This window comes from Cohnella sp. GbtcB17, from assembly GCF_019091135.1.
Lineage (GTDB): Bacteria > Bacillota > Bacilli > Paenibacillales > Paenibacillaceae > Cohnella.
The window spans coordinates 1-18,210 of the sequence record NZ_JAGXJW010000093.1; the positions used below are offsets into that span (position 1 = coordinate 1).

At 61.8% G+C, this 18,210-nt stretch carries 18 protein-coding genes; 9 read left to right on the forward strand and 9 right to left on the reverse strand.

Annotated features, from left to right (window positions below; translation table 11 throughout):
- From KVT38_RS31360 to KVT38_RS31375, 4 genes are all read right to left on the reverse strand, one after another.
- Positions 1–443 (reverse strand): ATP-binding cassette domain-containing protein (locus tag KVT38_RS31360; protein ID WP_217597693.1); only part of this gene is annotated, 443 nt, incomplete at its 3' end.
- A gap of 67 nt (positions 444–510) precedes the next feature.
- Positions 511–1,299 (reverse strand): ABC transporter permease subunit, encoded by a 789-nt coding sequence (locus tag KVT38_RS31365; protein ID WP_217597694.1) that lies wholly within the window; start codon positions 1,297–1,299, stop codon positions 511–513.
- A 24-nt stretch (positions 1,300–1,323) separates the two neighbouring features.
- Positions 1,324–2,424 (reverse strand): ABC transporter substrate-binding protein, encoded by a 1,101-nt coding sequence (locus KVT38_RS31370; protein WP_217597695.1) that lies wholly within the window; start codon positions 2,422–2,424, stop codon positions 1,324–1,326.
- 57 nt (positions 2,425–2,481) lie between these two features.
- Positions 2,482–3,600: an iron-containing alcohol dehydrogenase family protein gene (locus KVT38_RS31375; protein WP_217597696.1), complete on the reverse strand. Its 1,119-nt coding sequence runs from the start codon at positions 3,598–3,600 to the stop codon at positions 2,482–2,484.
- Positions 3,601–3,910: 310 nt separating this feature from the next.
- On the opposite strand from KVT38_RS31375, the gene KVT38_RS31380 reads away from it, so the two are divergent.
- Positions 3,911–4,963, forward strand: a complete 1,053-nt coding sequence (locus tag KVT38_RS31380; RefSeq protein WP_217597697.1) for an FUSC family protein — start codon at positions 3,911–3,913, stop codon at positions 4,961–4,963.
- Between the two features lie 110 nt (positions 4,964–5,073).
- A complete protein-coding gene (locus tag KVT38_RS31385) occupies positions 5,074–5,451 on the forward strand; it encodes an IDEAL domain-containing protein (protein WP_217597698.1) in 378 nt (125 codons plus the stop codon).
- A 111-nt stretch (positions 5,452–5,562) separates the two neighbouring features.
- Here the strand turns inward: KVT38_RS31385 and KVT38_RS31390 are convergent, their stop codons facing one another.
- Positions 5,563–6,477 (reverse strand): L-lactate dehydrogenase, encoded by a 915-nt coding sequence (locus tag KVT38_RS31390; RefSeq protein ID WP_217597699.1) that lies wholly within the window; start codon positions 6,475–6,477, stop codon positions 5,563–5,565.
- Positions 6,478–6,501: 24 nt separating this feature from the next.
- Positions 6,502–7,302 (reverse strand): formate/nitrite transporter family protein, encoded by an 801-nt coding sequence (locus tag KVT38_RS31395; protein WP_217597700.1) that lies wholly within the window; start codon positions 7,300–7,302, stop codon positions 6,502–6,504.
- Positions 7,303–7,533: 231 nt separating this feature from the next.
- Between KVT38_RS31395 and KVT38_RS31400 the strand changes: the two genes are divergently transcribed.
- On the forward strand, positions 7,534–8,040 hold the full coding sequence (locus KVT38_RS31400) for a ferritin (protein ID WP_306795375.1): 507 nt from the start codon (positions 7,534–7,536) through the stop codon (positions 8,038–8,040).
- 97 nt (positions 8,041–8,137) lie between these two features.
- Here KVT38_RS31400 and KVT38_RS31405 read toward each other — a convergent pair whose 3' ends face one another.
- Positions 8,138–9,025 carry a metallophosphoesterase gene (locus tag KVT38_RS31405; protein ID WP_217597702.1) on the reverse strand — a complete coding sequence of 296 codons (888 nt, stop codon included), beginning with the start codon at positions 9,023–9,025 and terminating at the stop codon, positions 8,138–8,140.
- 233 nt (positions 9,026–9,258) lie between these two features.
- Here KVT38_RS31405 and KVT38_RS31410 point away from each other — a divergent pair, with 233 nt between their 5' ends.
- The 4 genes from KVT38_RS31410 to KVT38_RS31425 all read left to right on the forward strand — a co-directional run bounded on the left by KVT38_RS31410 (position 9,259) and on the right by KVT38_RS31425 (position 13,306).
- Entirely contained in the window at positions 9,259–10,470 is a 1,212-nt protein-coding gene (locus tag KVT38_RS31410) for an MFS transporter (RefSeq protein WP_254639703.1), read from the forward strand.
- 99 nt (positions 10,471–10,569) lie between these two features.
- On the forward strand, positions 10,570–11,352 hold the full coding sequence (gene fabI / locus KVT38_RS31415) for an enoyl-ACP reductase FabI (protein ID WP_217597704.1): 783 nt from the start codon (positions 10,570–10,572) through the stop codon (positions 11,350–11,352).
- A gap of 173 nt (positions 11,353–11,525) precedes the next feature.
- Entirely contained in the window at positions 11,526–11,966 is a 441-nt protein-coding gene (locus KVT38_RS31420; RefSeq protein ID WP_217597705.1) for a MarR family winged helix-turn-helix transcriptional regulator, read from the forward strand.
- Positions 11,967–12,034: 68 nt separating this feature from the next.
- On the forward strand, positions 12,035–13,306 hold the full coding sequence (locus tag KVT38_RS31425; protein WP_254639702.1) for an MFS transporter: 1,272 nt from the start codon (positions 12,035–12,037) through the stop codon (positions 13,304–13,306).
- 4 nt (positions 13,307–13,310) lie between these two features.
- Here the strand turns inward: KVT38_RS31425 and KVT38_RS31430 are convergent, their stop codons facing one another.
- A complete protein-coding gene (locus KVT38_RS31430) occupies positions 13,311–13,985 on the reverse strand; it encodes an LrgB family protein (RefSeq protein WP_217597706.1) in 675 nt (224 codons plus the stop codon).
- Complete coding sequence (locus KVT38_RS31435; RefSeq protein WP_217597707.1) at positions 13,982–14,368, reverse strand: CidA/LrgA family holin-like protein; 387 nt, start codon at positions 14,366–14,368, stop codon at positions 13,982–13,984. The genes KVT38_RS31430 and KVT38_RS31435 overlap by 4 nt, the downstream gene beginning before the upstream one ends.
- A 114-nt stretch (positions 14,369–14,482) precedes the next feature.
- On the opposite strand from KVT38_RS31435, the gene KVT38_RS31440 reads away from it, so the two are divergent.
- On the forward strand, positions 14,483–15,376 hold the full coding sequence (locus tag KVT38_RS31440; protein WP_217597708.1) for a LysR family transcriptional regulator: 894 nt from the start codon (positions 14,483–14,485) through the stop codon (positions 15,374–15,376).
- A gap of 157 nt (positions 15,377–15,533) precedes the next feature.
- The coding region (locus tag KVT38_RS31445) for a PAS domain-containing protein (protein ID WP_217597709.1) at positions 15,534–18,210 on the forward strand (2,677 nt) is incomplete at its 3' end.

Consider the following 18,210-nt stretch of genomic DNA (forward strand, 5'->3'; position numbering starts at 1 on the left):
GGACAGCTGGCCAGCGCCCGCGCGAGCGCGACGCCCTGCTTCTGGCCGCCGGACAATACATGCGGCCATTCCTTGGCTCGGTCGGCAAGCCCGACATGGGCGAGCGCCTCCAGCGCCAGATTCCGGTCGGACCTGGCGCCGACGCGAACGTTGTCGAGGACCGTCTTCCAGGGGAGAAGCCGGGATTCCTGGAACAGAACGCGCGTATATGCGTTCGGATTGATGCCGGACGCGTCGTTGAACAGGATTTGCCCTTCGGTGGGACGCTCGATTCCGGCGATCAGTCGCAGCAGCGTGCTTTTCCCGCAGCCGCTGCGGCCGACGACGGCGATGAATTCGCCTTCGCGGACGGACAGGTCGATCTGCTGCAGCACGGCTTTCTCGCCGAACCGAATGCCGAGCTGGCGCAGCTCGAAGCGCGAGCCCGTTTTTTGATCTGACATGGGCGGTTCCTCCTTCTGATACACGGCGCGAAGCCTCGCCCCCTCAGGAGCGAAGCCGCGTCGCGGTTTATTTGCGATTGTAAGCGGGGTTCCATCGCAGCAGCCGCTTTTCCAGCAGCTTGGCGACGCTGTCGGACGCTTTGCCCAGCAGGGCGTAGACGATGATGCTTAGAACGATGACGTCGAGCTGGAAAAACTCCCGCGCGTTCATCGCCATATAGCCGATGCCGGCGTCCGTCGCCACCGTTTCCGCGACGATCAGAACCAGCCAGGTGATGCCCAGCGCATACCGGGTGCCGACGAGATCCGACGGCCGCGCGCCGGGCAGGATGATGTGCCAGTAAAGTGATGCGCGGCTTAGCCGGTATACGCGCCCCATCTCGACGAGGCCCGGAGGGACGGAGCGTATGCCGTGGTACGTATTGAGGTAGACGGGGAAAAAGACGCCGACGGAGACGAGCGCCAGCTTGATCTCCTCTCCGATGCCGAACCAGATGATAAAAAGCGGCAGCAGCGCGAAAAGCGGAATGTTGCGGATCATCTGGATCGTCGTGTCGGTCGTACGCTCGGCCTGCCGCCACAGCCCGTTGAGCAGGCCCAGCGAAAAGCCGATGCCGCCCCCGATGGCGAAGCCGATCAGCGCGCGGAGCGCGCTGACGCCCAGGTTGTGTCCGAGCACGCCGCTGCGCAGCGTATCGAGCAAAGTATGCCATACTGCGGCCGGCGTAGGCAGGGTGCTGGAAGCGATCCAGCCCGCCGTCGTAAGGACGTGCCACAGCAGAAGGATGACGAGGGGCAGCAGCCATGGCTGGAGCTTCGACAGCCGCCGCCGGATCGCGTTTGAGCGGATCGTCATGAAGTCAACCGCCTTTCTGTCGCGTTATCGAATCTCGTCTTTGAACGCGTCGCTGTACAATGCCGCGACGTCGATCTTGCTCTTCAGCAGGCCGACCGCCTGCAGCGTATCCGCGACGTCCTGATTCGAAGCGATTGCCTCCGGCGTCACGGGATTGATGCGGGTGGGACGCTGCGCCTCGCCTTCCTTAATCGTCTGAAGCGCCTGGGCAACCTCCTGGTGCGTCGCTTCGGCGGTCAGCTTGGCCCACTCTTCCTGATGGCCGCGCTGCCATTCGTTAAACGCGTTGATGCGACCGAGGAAATCGGCGATCGCCGCATGCTTGCCGGGATCGGCGATCGCTGCGGGCGTGGCTTCGATCGGGAAGTTGCCGGACAAGATGTCTTTGGCGCTGGCAAGCGTCGTCGCGCCGTTCGCGCGGGCGGAGATGATCGCGTTTCCGTAGCTGGCGAGCGCGTCGACTTTGCCGCTCAGCAGGGCGCTCAGGCCGTCGGCCGTCGTCAGCTCGACGGGTTCGACGTCCGTCCAGGAGAGTCCGGCTCCGTTAAGGATTTTGACCAGGAAATAATGCGCGGTCGTCGCTTTGACATAGGCGATCTTCTTGCCCTTTAGATCGGATACCGTCTTGACGGCGGAGCCCTTCGGGACGACCAGTTCCTGATTAAGCGTGTTGGCGTTTTGCAGCGCGATGATCTTGAAGTTGCCGCCTCCTGATGCCAGCGAAGCGAAAATCGGCGGAATCTCGCTCGTGAGCGCGACGTCCAGATGGTCGGCCGCGATCGCCTCGAGCTGCAGGTTGCCGCCCTGAAAGACGCTATATTCGATCTTGTACGGGGTTTCGTCCAAGCCCGCGGCCTTGAAGCCCTGCTCGTAGTTGCCCCAGCCGGTCTGGCCGATGCGCAGCGTCACCTTGCTCAGGTCTACGGTCGAATCGCCGCCGGCCGGCGAAGGAGATGCAGCGGAGGAGGAAGGCGCTAACGCCGTTGCGGATGCTTGCCCGCCGGCCGCGTCCGACGGGGAGGACGAGCGTCCGGAGGCGTTGGATTCGCCGGAGCAGCCGGCCGTGAAGGCTAGCGCGGCCGCGAGGAGCAGAGGAACGAATGCTTGTCGGATGGAGCGTTTCATCGGAAAAACCACCTTTTCTAAAAATGGGAGACGATTTATAAAATGTGCTTCGGCTTGTCAGATGGCAGGAGGCACGTTGGAAGCGAGCCTGGCTGCGCGACGCCCGATGAGGTCGGCCTGGACGATCGCCTCCGCCAGCAAGCGCTCGCTGACCGGGAACGCGAGCGATTCGACGGTATCGGCGTCCAGCGGCACGTACGCGGCGATGCTCGCGCCGAGCTCGTCGCCGGGATTCGCGAAGCCGAGCTCCGAGAGCGTGACCGGCAGCCCCAACTCCAGGTAGAAGCCGGCCCAGTAAGCCGCTTCTTCGAACTGCCCTTCGAGCGCCAGCTGGGCGAGCAGGCCGAACGCGACCTTCTCGCCGTGAAGCGTCCCCTTCGTCTCGGGGAACCAGGTCAGCGCGTCGTGAATGGCATGGGCGAACGCCGCGCGCCGCGCGCCGCCGCTGATGCTGCCGACGAGGCCCGACAGCATAAAGATCGTATCGGCGACGTCGGCGTAGGCAGGATGCGTCTTCCCCCGCTTCGCGTCCCGGTAAACGGCGGGCGCATCGCGCTTGAGAATCTCGAGCGCCAGCAGCGACGTATGCCAGCCGATGCGTCCGTCCAAGCCGCCGTATTTGCCGTAGGAGACGTTGATGCGCGTCTCGTACCATTTGACGACGCTGTCCGCGATGCCCGCCGCCAGATAACGGACCGGAGCGGAGGCGAGCAGTTCGCCGTCGGCCAACACGAACGCCGGCGAACCGGTTAGCGGCCGGTAGCCCGCCGCACGGCCCTCGTCGTCGTAGAGAACGGTCAATGCCGACCACGCCGCGCAAGTGGCGGGAACCGTCGGGATGGTCACGACCGGCAGGCCCAGCCGTTCGCCGACGGCTTTGACCAGGTCCAGCGCACTCCCGCCTCCCGCGCCTACGATCAGCTCGGCGCCGAAGGCGCCGGCTTTTTCCGCGTATGCTTCGATTTTGGCTGCCGTGCAGTACCCTTCGAACGGATAATAGGCGAACGCGATGCCGTCGTCGTAGAATCTGCCAAGCAGATGCTCGGACACGTTTTTCCAGGCCGTATGCCCGCCGACGACGACCGCTTTTCGACCGGCGTAAAACTTCCAGGGTGGCGCCTCTCGAAGCACGCCAGGCTGGCTCCAATACTGAGCCGGCGCTTTGATTTGAATCATCGGTTCTCCTCCTTTGTCCATTAAAAAAGACCGGCGCTCGCGAAGTCTCGAAAGCTCCGCGTGCAGTCCGGTCCCCGGAAGTCCGGTAGACGACTTTAAAACATAGTAAGTATGTTGGAATAATTTGTTATGATCAGAGTATAGAGGGATCGGCGCCCATATGTCAACGGACGACACGATAGATAATCCCGATCGTCCGATCCGTATTTTCTATCGTTCACGGCGATGAAGCGACACCGCATCGTAACTTCAACGATCGTTACGGCTTGCTATAATAAGGTTAATAAATGAACGTATGGGAAGTGAGCGTTTGATACGCGATACGTTGTTGTATTTGCGCAAGCTCGGATTCGATCTGCAGTCCTTCAAAAGTGCGCTGGCCTGCGGCTTGTCGTGGGTGCTGGCGGTAGCCGTCGCGCCGCATTCCTATCCGTACTTCGCGCCGATCGCCGCCATTCTGACGCTCCAGGTGACGGTTGCCGATTCGATCCAGAAGGGGCTGTACCGCATCGTCGGCATCGTCCTCGGCATCGGGATCAGCTTGCTGGTCGGCCAATGGCTTAGCGTGAACGCAGTTACGGTGGCCTTGGTCGTACTGGCCGGGCTGGCGGTGTCGAACGCATTGCGCCTGAACGCCCAGATCGGTGCGCAGATCGGCGTCTCGGCGCTGCTCGTGCTGGCCTTCGGCAATACGAACGGCTACGCGGCTTACCGGATTCTGGAGACGCTGCTCGGTTCGGCCGTCGCCGTCGCCGTCAATCTCGCGCTCGTCCCCCGCGATACGACGCGCGAGGCGCTGTACGCGGCATCGGGCCTCGGCAAACGAATTGCGGCCGTGCTCCGCGATTATGACGAAGCGGTGCGCGGGAAGAGGCGCCCCGCCCAGGTGCTCGAGGAGGCGCGCGGACTGCTGCTGCTCATCCAAAGAGGCAACGAAGCGACGGCGCTCGCCCGTCAGAGCCTGAAGTTCGTGCCGCTTGGCCGCGCGCGCCGCGAGCGCGTGGAGCGCGTCTCTGCCGCCATGGAACGGCTGGAGCATCTGTCCGTGCAGGCGCGAGGCATCGCGCGAAGCCTGATCGAGCTGGGCGAGGCCGCGATTCGGGTTCCGGGGCTCGTCCCGGCGCTCGCGGCGGCGGCCGATTGCGTGGATCGCTTCGCGGACACGGTGACCGATCCTTCGCCCGAAGCGCACGAGAGACTGCGCGAAGCGACCGAGCGGGCGCGTCGCGTTCAGCTTGACAGCTTCGGACAGAGCATGGCCGGCGTCGATGCCGAGCGGCTCAAGCTGATCGGCAGCGTCTATGCGGATCTCGGACGGATGCTCACCGAAGTGGTTAGAGCGGAGGAAAGTGGGAACGCTTGACGAAATTAACTGTAACTATTATAATAACAGTATAGCCGAAGCCGATACCGAAAAGGTACTATACAGATTGCGGCATTCAGGCTCATAACGAAGAACAGGCGGTGATTTGCATGCGATTTGAAATGGGAGAATGGGTGGCCGGCAGGACCAATCAAGGTGAACTGATACAAGGCTTCGTCAATTCGATTCTGTCGATGCAAGGCGCCGCAGGCATATACGTCACCGCCTCGGATCGCGTCGAAGCGATCGGCACGGAGATCGCGGTGCCTGTCGGCTCGCTGCGGTCGCTGCCGCAGACAACGAAGTACAACGAGGAGCAGCTGCGCAACCTGATCGACGTATCGCTGGCGATTCGCGATACGGATTGGTTCGGCGAGCTGACGAGCGAGCTCGCGAGCCTGCAGTCGGCTGCGGGCGAGCGCAGATTCTCCGAGACGGACGTCCCGGTCGCATGGCGCAACCGGCTCGGCCTGATCGCGCAAGAGTAAGCGCGCGGTGCGCGTATACAAGCGGCAGACCCCCTGATCGTCCGGCAGGACGGCAGGGGGTCTGTTGTGCGCTTGGCGGCGCATGTCTTTGGCCGATTGCCGGCCCGGGCTTTAGACGCCGATGCTCGCGATCAGATTGCGCAGCTTGTCCGCCGACCGGTGCAACAGCTCGCGTTCGAAGTCGGATATATCGATATCGATGATGTTACGCACGCCCTGGCGGTCGACGACGCAAGGGACGCCCAGGAATACGTCCGACACGCCGTGATAATCGCGCAGGAGCGTAGAGACGTTCAGCACCGCACCTTCGTCGCGCAGGATCGCGGTACAGATCCGGTCAAGCGCGAGCGCGATCGCATAGTAGGTCGCGCCTTTGGCGCTGATGATCTGGTAGGCGGCGTCGCGCGTATTCGCGAATACTTCTTCTTTGTCCGCTTCGCTGAGCGACAGCTCGGCGCCAGCCACGTTGGCGAGGCTCCACAGCGGCAGCTCGGAGTCGCCATGCTCGCCGATGATGTGGCCGTGTACGCTGCGCGGGTCGATCTTGAGCTTTTCGCCGATCAGATAGCGGAAGCGCGCGCTGTCGAGCAGCGTCCCCGAGCCGATGATCCGCTCGACCGGCCAGCCCGACTTTTTCCACGTAATATAGCTCATGATGTCGACCGGGTTCGAAGCGATGAGCAGGATGCCGGTCGTGTTATACTTGAGCACCTCTTCGACGATGCTGTCGATGATGACGGCGTTCCGCCTCAGCAGATCGACCCGCGACTCGCCTTCGCGCTGGGCGGCGCCGGCTGTGATGACGATGATGTCCGCGTCCTTGCAATCCTCGTAGCCGCCGGCCCAAAGGTCGCCCCCGCCGAGGAAGGGCATGCCGTGGTTCATGTCGAGCGCGTCGCCGACCGCCTTTTTGTGATTGGCGTCGATGAGCACCAGCTCGTCCACCCGGTTGCGCAGCATGAGCGTGTAGGCGGTCGTGGAACCCACCGCTCCCGCGCCGATGACGACGATTCTCGATTTTTTCATTGGAATTCTCTCCTTCGATTCACTTTATTTATGTTCGTCTTGCGGCAAATCTTCCATGAACGGTTTGTTGACATAATAATACATGTACGCCATGAGCACGCCGCCTCCGATCAGATTGCCCAGCGTGACGGGGATCAAGTTGTGAAGGACCCCGCCGAGCGAGATCGTGCCCGGGTGGTGCAGCACGAGCGCGATGGCGAACGTGCACATGTTGGCGATGCTGTGCTCGTAGCCCGAGATGAAGAAGCAGAAGACGAACAGCATCATCGCGAACATTTTGGCGCCGTTCTCCTTCATCGACATCGGGACGAAAAAGGCGAGACAAACGAGCCAGTTGCACAGGATGCCCCGGAAGAACAGTTCGACGACCGGCGTGTTCATTTTTTTGTCCACGACGCTGAGGAGGAAGCCGTTGACGCTCGCGTCCTTGAACAGCGCGGTGGCGAAAATCATGAACGCGAACAGGCAGGCGCCGATAATGTTGCCCGCATAGCTCCAGCACCACAGCTTCACCGTATCGGACCAGCGGATTTTTTTGCGGAGGGCGGTGTAGGAATAATAAAACGTATTGCCGGTGAACAGGTCGCCGCCCCCGTATACGATCAGAATGATCGCAGCCCCGAACGTAATCGCCGCCATCGGGTATGTCAGCGGGGAATGCTCGAGGTAGAAGTAGTTGCCCGTCTTGAAGGCGACGATGACGCCGAAGCCGATGAACATGCTGGCGAGCGCCGACCGGGCGAGATAGCGGAGCTTGCTTTGCTTGAAAATTTTCATTTTTTTCTCGGCCAGCTTTTCGACCATTCGCAGAGATTCCGTTTCCATTCGTTCACCTCGCTTTTTTCCGTTCCCATACTTAACCAGCACCTGCCTGCCTCGATTATGCCACGGCACCTGCGCCCCGGTCCATGATTTCTTACCCGATTCGCGGCGGCGCCGGCGCGATTGGCGGCAAGGAACAGCTTGAATTGTCGATTGACGCCATGGGCGAGCGAGACAAAATGTGGTAAACTGATTAGCGTTCGAAATACAAACGATGGAGGTGCGCTTCACATGATGAACGATACGCTGCACGACGCGCTGAACGAGCAGCTTAACTTTGAACTGCATTCCGCGCACGTCTACCTCGCGATGGCCGGTTACTGCTCCGCAGAGAGCCTGGACGGCTTCGCTAACTTTTTTGTGATTCAGGCCGAAGAGGAACGCTTCCACGCGTCGAAGATTTATAAGTATCTGAACGACCGCGGCAAAAAGGTGCAGCTGAAGGGCATCCCGGATCCGCAAAACGACTACGGCTCCATCCTCGAAGTATTCGAGCATGCCTACGAGCACGAGCAGGAAGTCACGCGCCGCATCTATCACCTGTCCGATCTCGCGCTGAACGATCGCGAGCACGCCACCATTCAGTTTCTGAAGTGGTTCATCGACGAGCAGGTCGAAGAGGAAGCGTTGTTCGACAGCATTATTGCCAAGCTGAAGCGCATCGCCGACGACAGCAACGCGTTTTTCATGATGGACGCCGAGTTCGCGAAGCGTACGTTCACGCCGCCGGCTGCCGAGTAAGACCGGGTATGATCTCCGCGATCACGCGAAAAACGAACGACCCCCGCAGCGCACGCTGCAGGGGTCGTTCGTTTGAGGGCGCAGATAGGTCGGGTCGTCAGGCGCCGCTCGTTATTTTCCGCCGCAGCGTAATCACGCACAGCTCGGGCACGCTGCCGAATCGCACCCGCAGGCGCGTCGTGCCGATGCCGCGGTTGACGTACAGCAGGTAAGGCTTGCGCGGCCGGCGCCGGTCTGCGACGACGTGCAGGCCGGACAAATAGCGCTTGCCGAGCTTCGTGCGGACGAGCGCCCCGACGAAAGGGAGCTTCACTTGCCCGCCGTGGCTGTGGCCTGACAGCTGCAGATCGATCGGGTAGCGGACAAGAAAAGCCGCGGCGTCCGGTTCGTGCGCGAGCAGCAGGTTGAAGCCGTCCGGACGCAGCTTCGCGAACGCGCGGGCCGGATCCGGTCTGCCCAGCACATAGTCGTCGAGCCCTGCGACGGACAGATGCTCGCCGCTCGGCAGCCGGATTTTTTTCGAATCGTTGAGCAGCAGCTCGAAGCCCGCCTTCGCAAGCGACGGGTTGGTGCTGCGTTTGTTCCGTTCGTACCCGAAGTCGTGATTGCCGTAGACGGCGAACTTGCCGAGGGGAGCCTCAATGCGGGACAGCAAAGGCGACAGGTCTTGATCCCGTTCGGGATTGCGCTTTCTGGCATCGAACAGGTCCCCCGTGAACGCGACGATATCGGGCTTTTCCGCGGCGATGACCGAGATTAACCGTTCCAGTCTCTTCACCGAAAAATCCGGCCCGATGTGCGTATCGCTGAATTGCACGATTTTGATGCCGTCGAAGCCCGCCGGCAGCCACGCGGACTCGATCTCGCGGCGGGTTACGGCGAGCCTGAACGGCTCGACGAAAAAAGCGTACGCGCCGACTGCCAAGAAGAAGGCGAATAACGCAGCCGCTGCGCCGATTAACCATAGCCATTCCGTGTTCGCCATGTCGCTTCCTCCTTCTCCCATTTTCTAAATGTATCAAAAAAAGGGCCGCCAAACAAAAAATCGGCCGAAATCGGGTAAGACTAGAAGAAGCGCAAAACGACGGAAAAGGGAGGCGATGCTGCATGGGCAAAGCGATAGCGAACGGAGCGGCAAAGCGATCGCCCGGACCAACCGGACGATCGGATCCTTCGGGACCTTCGGGACCGGCCGGGCGGACGGGACAGCGCAAGCTGATGATCAGCGCGGGTCTCAGCTGGCTGTTCGACGCGATGGACGTCGGGCTGATCTCGTTCGTTGCGGCTGCGCTGGCCGTCGACTGGGAGCTCGGCAAGCAGCAACTCGGTTTTTTGACCGCGATCGGATCGGTAGGAATGGCTGTCGGCGCCGCCGTAGCCGGCTCGATGGCGGACCGCTACGGCAGACGCGCCGTGCTGCTCGCCACGCTGCTCGTGTTCAGCGTCGCGAGCGGATTGTCGGCGCTCGCCGCCAGCTTCGCGATGCTTTGCTTGCTAAGATTCGTGGCAGGCTTTGGGCTCGGCGGCGAGCTACCTGTGGCGTCGACGCTCGTGTCCGAATCGGTGCGGCAGGAGGATCGGGGACGCGCCGTCGTGCTGCTCGAGAGCTTCTGGGCGGTCGGCTGGATCGCCGCGGCGCTCATCGGCTACTTCGTCATTCCGGACTACGGCTGGCGTACCGCCTTCGTCATCGGCGCGCTGCCCTGCCTGTACGCGATTTATTTGCGCCGCGCGGTGCAGGACGCGCCGAGGTTCAGGGGGCAGCAGCGATCCCGCGAGCGGATCAAGCTTCGCGACCGGCTCGCGCTGCTGTGGGCCCCGCGCTACCGCACGTCGACCGCCGCCCTCTGGGTGCTGTGGTTCACGGTCGTCTTCTCCTATTACGGCATGTTCCTGTGGCTGCCGCAGGTGATGGTGCTCAAGGGATTCAGCCTGGTCAAAAGCTTCGAATACGTCCTCTTCATGACGCTTGCCCAGCTGCCCGGCTACTTCAGTGCGGCATGGCTCATCGAGAAGCTGGGGCGCAAGCTGGTGCTGACGATCTATTTGATCGGAACGGCGATCTGCGCCTGGTGGTTCGGCTGGGCGACGAGCGACACCATGCTCATGACCGCCGGCGCTTGCCTGTCTTTCTTTAATCTAGGCGCCTGGGGCGCGATGTATGCCTATACGCCCGAGCTGTATCCGACGCGAATCCGGTCGACCGGCGCGGGCATGGCCGCATCGTTCGGCCGCATCGGCGGCGTGATCGGGCCTTATCTCGTCGGTTATCTGCTTGAACGCGGAACGGGCATTACCGGCGTCTTCCTGATCTTCTGCGCCGCGATCGTCGTGGGCGTCGTCGTTCTGCTCGCATGGGGCAAGGAGACGCGCGGCGTCGATCCCGACGATGCGGATGCGGCTGCCCAGCCGGCCGCCAGCGCCGGGTAACGCACGGAGCGAATGGCGGCATCGCGGGCCGCGGCTGTCCTTCGCCGCCGCATTGGGCTATAATGAAGCATCCTGAATGAATAGCGCAAGCGGAGGTAGATGGAAGTGTCTGGATTGCTTAACGGTCAAACTGTCATCGTCATGGGAATCGCCAACGAACGGAGCATCGGCTGGGGCATCGCCAAGTCGCTGCACGCGCAAGGCGCGCGCCTGATATTCACGTACCGCAAGGAGAGATCGTACGAAAAGCTGGCGAAGCTGCTCGCCGAGAGCGGCATCGAGCCGCTGCTGACGGTGCAATGCGACGTGTCCGACGACGCGTCGATCGAGGCGGCGTTCGGCCGGATCGGCGCCGAAGCGGGCGTCGTCCACGGCGTCGTGCATTCGCTCGCATTTGCGGACAAGGACGAGCTCGGCGGCGAATACGTCGACACTTCGCGCGAAGGCTACTTGCTCGCGCAGGAATCGAGCGCCTTCTCTCTCGTCGCCGTTGCGAAGGCCGCCAAGCCGCTGATGACGGAAGGCGGCAGCATCGTCACCCAGACGTATCTGGGCGCCGAGCGCGTCATGCGCAATTACAACGTAATGGGCGTCGCGAAGGCCGCGCTAGAGGCGAGCGTCCGCTACCTGGCCGAGGATCTGGGCAAATACGGCATTCGCGTCAACGCGGTGTCCGCCGGTCCGATCCGCACGCTCGCGGCCAAAGGCGTCTCGGGCTTCAACGACATTCTGAACACGGTCGAGGAAAAGGCGCCTCTGCGCCGCAACGTCGACCAGTCGGAAGTGGGAGACGCTACGATGTTCCTCATCAGCGGGCTCTCGCGCGGCATAACGGGCGAAGTGCTGCACGTGGATGCGGGCTTCCATATTATCGCCGGGTAATATCGGGCCGTCTGCCCGCCGTTGCGAGCTATTGTGCGAAAGTGCATGATAGCTCGCCCTCTTTTGCGGGCTCTGGCGAGTTTGGGGGAAATTCCTGCACATTTGAATCCGGGTTGACGAAGTCCTAATAAAGTTATATAGTTGTCATGACAACTATTTTGAGGTGATGTTGTATGGCCAGAGAAGGTTTGGAAGGCTCCCTCGGCTTCACGACGGGGCTCGTCTACAGGCGAATGTCCAATCGGCTGATGCAGCGGCTGAGAGCTTACGATATAACGCCCGAGCAGTGGTCGGTGCTATTCTACGCTTCGCAGTCCGAAGGGCTGATCCAGCGCGAGCTTGGCGAGCGGGCCGGCAAGGACAAGCCGACGACGACGCGCATCGTCGATCATCTCGTCCGCAAGGGCTGGGTCGCGAGACGTCCGGACGATGCGGACAGAAGGGCGATCTACATCGAGGCCACGGCTGCCGGCCGCCGGCTGATCGACGAGACGAAGCCGATTGAGGCGGCCGTGCTGGCCGAAGTGACCGCATGCCTGACGGCGGAGGAGCATGAGACGCTGCTCGATTTGCTGCATCGCGTGGGCAGGCATCTGGACCGGTTAAACGGCTAGCGCCCGTTCGCGGGCAGGCGGCAGTCGCCACAAGATCATCCAAGACAACGCAACGAAGGAGTTATCGCATGATGAACGATACCGAACGAACCGCCCCGCTATGGACGAAGGCTTTTATCGGCCTGACGCTGGGCTTCTTTTTATTGTTTCTCAATTTGCAAATGCTATTGTCCTCACTCCCAGTTTACGTAAAAGGAGAGCTCGGCGGCGGAGATTTGACCGTCAGCCTCGTGACGGCAACGTTCGCACTTGCCGCGATCGCGAGCCGCTTCGCCACGGCAGCGCTCATGCCGAGACTCGGCCGTACGGCATTGCTTTATGCAGGACTCGCGCTCGCCGTGCTCATGACGTTTCTGTGCGCCTACGCGAATGCGGTCGAATCGCTGATCGCCATTCGCGTGCTGTACGGCGTCGGCTTCGGCACGGCAAGCACAATCGTGCCGACGCTCGTGGCGCGGATCATCCCACAGGATAGAATCGGCGAAGGAATTGGCTATTTCGGGCTGTCCACCAGTCTGGCGATGTCGCTCGGCCCGATGATCGGCATGAATCTGATGAATGGACTCGGGTTCTCGGCGTTGACGCTGTCCAGCGCTGCGGCGGCGGCCTTGTCCGCAGGCGTCCTGCTGCTGTCCGGTGCCGTCCGCGGCGAAAAAAGGAACAGCCGGCCGGCGGCACCCGGCGTCGCAGCCGCGAAATCGGATGCCGCAGCCGGAAAGAGACCGGTGCCGGCCGCTTCCGCTTCGGACTCGACGCGCCGCGGATTTGCGCCGCTTGTGCTTCCGGCGCTATTGAACACGCTGCTGTCCATCACATACAGCGGCCTGCTCAGCTTTATCGCCTTGTTCGGCGAGAGCGTCCATATTGCGCAGGTTGGCTTGTTTTTTCTTTTTAACGCCATTACCGTCATCCTCGTCCGGCCGATCGCGGGACGCATCTTCGACCGCAGGGGACATGCGGCGGTCTTGATTCCGGCCGCCGCCTGCGTGCTTGCCAGCATGCTCGTGCTGTCGGGCACGACCGGCATGCCGACACTCGTCGTCTCGGCGCTATTGTACGGGCTCGGCTTCGGCGCGATTCAACCGACGCTGCAGGCCTGGATGCTGCGCAACACGCCGCGGGAGCGTCACGGCTTCGCCAACAGCATGTTCTACAATTCGACCGATCTCGGCGTCGCGCTCGGGGCGGTCCTGCTCGGCGCGATCGCGGCCCATACGGGTTATGCCCGCATGTACGGCTATTCCGCGATGATCATGGCCGGCTTCCTTGCGCTGTATATCGTAATGCGGCTCGTAGGAGCCGCCCGAACGCCGAAGCCCCGCTCCGAGACGACGGTCTAAGCCGTCAACGGAACAGGGCAACGATCGGACCTGCGGCGCACAGCGTCACAAACGCCGTGCATACCATGGCGATGCCCGCGCAGGCGCCTGCGTCGGCATCGTATTCGAGCGCTTTGGCGATGCCGGCCGAATGCGCGGCGGTGCCGAGCAGAATGCCTCGCCCGACGGAGCTGCGGATGCGCATCCAGCGTACGAGCAAGGGGCCGACGAGCATGCCTGTCAGCCCTGTCGCCAGGGTGGCGACAGCGGTAATCGTCGACAAGCCCCCAAGCGCGCCGGAGACGGACACGGCGACCGGCGTCGTCGCCGACTTGGGCGCCAAGCTGTCCACGATCGGCGCCGCCAATCCGAACAGGCGGGCAAGCCCTGCGGAGACGGCGACGGCCGCAAGCCCGCCGGCGGTCACGCCGGCGACGATGGCGCGCGCATGCTTTTTGAGCACATGAATCTGCTTGTGCAGCGTGACGGCGAGCGAGATCGTCGCCGGTCCGATCATCTCTCCGATCCAATGCCCGCCGCGGTCGAACGTGTCGTACGAAGAGCCGCTCAGCAGCAGTGCGCCGATGACGACGGCGGGCGTGACGACGAGCGGCGTCAAATAAAGCTTGCGCGTCCGCGCGTACAGCCATTTCGAACAAAAATAGACGAGGATGGTAAACGCCGGCCAGACGAGCGTCATAACGATGCGGCCTCCTCGCGGCTCGCCTTGCCCAAGCGCTCGCCGACCCATCCCGCGATCGTCATGACGACGGCCGTGCTCAGCAGTATCGTGACCAGGATCGCGGCTCCGCTGCTTTCGATCAGCGGTTTGTAGCGAACGATGCCGACCGTGGCGGGGACGAAGAAGAGCAGCATTTGCGCGACGAGCCATTCCGCGCCAAGCTCGATCCAGGCGAGCTTCACGATGTTGAGCTCGAGCAGCGCGAACAGCGCGAGCAGCCCCAGGATGCTGCCGGGAATCGGCAAACGAAGCGCTTCGACCGCCAGATCCGACGCGCGGGACATGACGACGAAAAAGCCGACCTGAAGCGTAATTTTAACAATTTTTTTGGCGCTTTTCATATCGATTGCTCCCTTTCCATATCCGTAAAATCAGTATACGTCTAGGCCTATCATAGGTAAAATGAATATATGGCATAGAGATCATTCTAAATAGCTATGAGAGAGGCGGCAGGCATGGATATCAGGCATCTGGAGGCTGTGGCGGAGATCGCCAAGTGGGGCAGCTTCACGCGAGCGGCGGACGCGCTTCATATCGCGCAGCCTACGCTCAGCAAGATGGTCATTCAATTGGAGGAGGAGCTCGGCGTGCCGCTGTTCAGCCGGGAGGGCAAACGGCCGAAGCCGACCGAAGCGGGAGAGGCCGTGCTCCGTTACGGGGAGCCGATCCTCGCGCAGATGGGCGCGCTGCGCAGGGAGCTGACGGACCTGGCCGAGCTGCGCCAGGGCACACTTCGGCTGGGGCTGCCGCCGATGGCCGGGTCCAACTTTTTCCCCGGCGTCGTCGGCGAATACAAAAGGAGATATCCGGGCGTCGCGATCCGTCTGTCCGAAGCGGGCGCCAACCGGCTCGACGAAGACCTGCGCGCCGGCTTGCTGGACGTCGGCGTTCTGCTGACGCCGACCGACGATGCATTCTACGATTCGTTCACCGTCATCGACGATCGCTTGAAGGTCGCGCTGCCGGCGGGCCATCGGCTCGCTGAACGGCCGGCACTGGCGCTGGCGGAGCTCGCGGAGGAGCCGTTTGTGCTGTTCCGCGCAGACTTCGCGCTGCACGGACGGATCATGGCCGCTTGCGAGACCGCTGGCTACAAGCCGAATACCGTCGCAGAGAGCTCGCAGTGGGACTTCATCGGACAGATGGTAGGCGAGGGTCTCGGCATCGCCCTGCTGCCCGCGACGATCTGCGCACAGCTCCGTCCGGAGCGCGTGCAAACCGTCGAGCTGGCGCCTCCGGGCTTGCCCTGGCAGCTGGACATGGCATGGCGTCGGGAGGGCTATCTGCCGCTCGCGGCAAAGGCGTGGATCGCACTCGCGCGCGAGCTGTTCGCGAAGACGCGGACGTGATTCGCGGCGTTCGGTTCGGTTTATTATTGGAGAAGATGCGAATCGGGCGGGGTTCACAGACGTTGCGTATTTGCTGCAAGCACATGGTATAATCTTATCGAAATTTCGCCAGCCGGCCCGCGCAGAGGCGATTCACTCAAACTTTGGAGGCTCGCGGATGACATCCCTTTTGGACTATGGCATCATCTTCCAGCAAGCCAGCAATTTTTCGATCAACGGCTTTGCCGTCATCTCGGCATCCGACGACACGCTCCTGAAGCTCAATCCGGCCTTGTGCGACATGCTGGGCTACCGGGAAGAGGAGCTGATCGGGGTGCCTTTTCCCGATATTACCGACCGCGATCCGAATCGTCCGTCCTTCTACCGGGCGGCGGCGGACAGGTGCAGGGCGCAAAGCGGCCACATGGAGGAGATCGAGAAACGCCTTCTCCACAAACAAGGGCGCACCGTATGGGTGCGCATGCGCTTGTCCTCCGTCAGAGACCCGGAGACCGGAGAGGCGCTGTATTTGTTCGCGGAAATGCTGGACATCACGAGCTTAAAGACCGAACGGATTCCCGTTCTGGACAACCGTCACCTTTACATGCTCCTCACCCGCAATTCGCACGATCTCGTATCCGTAAGTTCGCTCGAGGGCGAGCTGCTCTACATTTCGCCTTCCTGCCTGGACGTGCTCGGGTATACGCCGGAGGAAATGAACCGCAACTTGCGGCAAAGCTACTATCATCCGGACGATGCGCTGGAGATGAGCCGGCCGGGCCAGCTATACTCGAACGATCAGTTTTTTCTTCGGCGCGTCCGCCGCAAGGACGGCCGTTATCTGTGGTTCGAGGTGTGGTCCCAGGTCATTTGGGACGAGACGGAGCAGGCGGACAGAGTGTTGTCGGTCGCTCGCGACGTAAGCGACCGCAAGCAATACGAGGACAAGCTGGATGAAGCGCAGCGGATCGCCAAGATGGGGACGTACGAGATCGATCTCGCCCGCGACTTCATTACGCTGTCCAAAGGGGCGAGGCGCGTCCTCGGCTTGCCGGAGAGCTTCGAGGCGGGCAGCATCGATTCGGCGATGGCGAACATACCGGCGGACGACTCGCAGCGCATCCGCAGCCGCCTGGCGTTGGTGTCCGCCGATACGCTCAAGGATTCGGTCGTTTACCGCCTCGTGCTTCCCGACGGTTCGACGCGTATCCTCGAAGGCACCTGGGAGGTGCTCGACACGGATGCCGAGCAGCCGACGCACTTGCTGGGGACAGTCCAGGATATTACCGAGCGCAGGCAGTTCGAGCAGCGGCTGCAGGAGAGCGAGCAGCGCTACAAGTCGCTTTTCATGTACAATCAGTCTGCCGTATATTCGATGAATCTGGAGGGTGAGTATCTGACCGCCAATCCGAATCTGGAAAAGCTGACGGGATACACGCTCGAGGAGCTCATCGGAATGTACTACGGTCCGCTCGTACCGCCTCGTGAGGAGGCAAAGACGGCACATCACTTCGCGTTGGCGGCGCGCGGCGAGGCGCAAAATTACGACGTTACGATTATCCGCAAGGACGGCAGCGAGATCGAGACGAACGTGTCGAACATCCCGATCGTCGTAGACGGCGAGGTTGTCGGCGTATACGGCATCTCGATCGACATTACCGCCCGCAAGCGGGCCGAAGAGAAGCTTACGGAGAGCGAGAGCCGGTACAGATGTCTGTTCGATCTCAACAGCACGCCGATCTGCTCGTTTGATCCGACGGGCAGGTTTACGAAGATCAATCCCGCGATGGAGCAGCTGACCGGCTACGATCAGGATGAGCTCCGCGAGCTGACGTTCGCGCCGCTCACCTACCCGGAAGATTTGGTCAAGCTGACCGAGCATGTCAATCGCGCGCTGCAGGGCATCCCGCAGACTTACGAAGCGCGTCTGGTCCGCAAAAACGGGGACATCCTTACGCTCAGCATCACAAACGTGCCGATCGTCGTAAACGGCGAGACGGTAGGCGTATACGGTATTGCGACCGACATTACAGAGGCGAAGCGGCACACCGAGCGCATTCACAAGCTGAACGAAGAGCATGCCCGCATTTTGAATTCGGTATCCGAGGGCATCTTCGGCCTGGATGAGGAAGGGAACTTTACCTTCATCAATCAGTCAGGTGCGCGGATGCTCGGCTTGCGGGAGGACCGTCTGCCCGACGTCTCCGCACTGCGCTATTTGCTGCAGACCGGCATGGGCGGGCAGAGCTATTGGGACGACGAGTCCCCGCTCATTGCGGCGCTACGGGAAGGGCGTGCCTTCCATGACAAGGACGCGATATTTTGGAAAAGCAACGGCACGAGCTTCCTGGCGGATTATCAAATCTCTCCGACTTACGAGGATGGCGCGCCCAAAGGCGCCGTCGTCGTTTTCCGGGACGTGACCGGCGAGAAGGAAATCATCGAGGCAAAAGAAAGAGCGGAGAGCGCGGATCGCGCCAAGTCGGAATTTCTGTCGGTCATGAGCCATGAGCTGCGGACCCCGATGAACGGCGACATCGGCATGACGGGCCTTTTGCTCGATACCGAGCTGACCGACGAACAGCGCAGCTATGCGGAGGTCATCGGCCGGAGCGGCGAGTCGCTGATGCACATTTTGAACGAAATTTTGGATTTCAGCAAGATCGAGGCGGGCAAGCTCGTGCTGAACTACGAGCCGATCCCGGTGCGGGATACGGCCGGCGAAGCGATCGAGCTGTTCAAGGCGCAGGCCGCGGACAAAAAAATCGAGCTTGGCCTCCGGTTCGAAGGAGACGTCCCGGAGCTGATGTTCGGCGATCCCGTGCGGCTGCGGCAGGTGCCCATCAACCTGATGA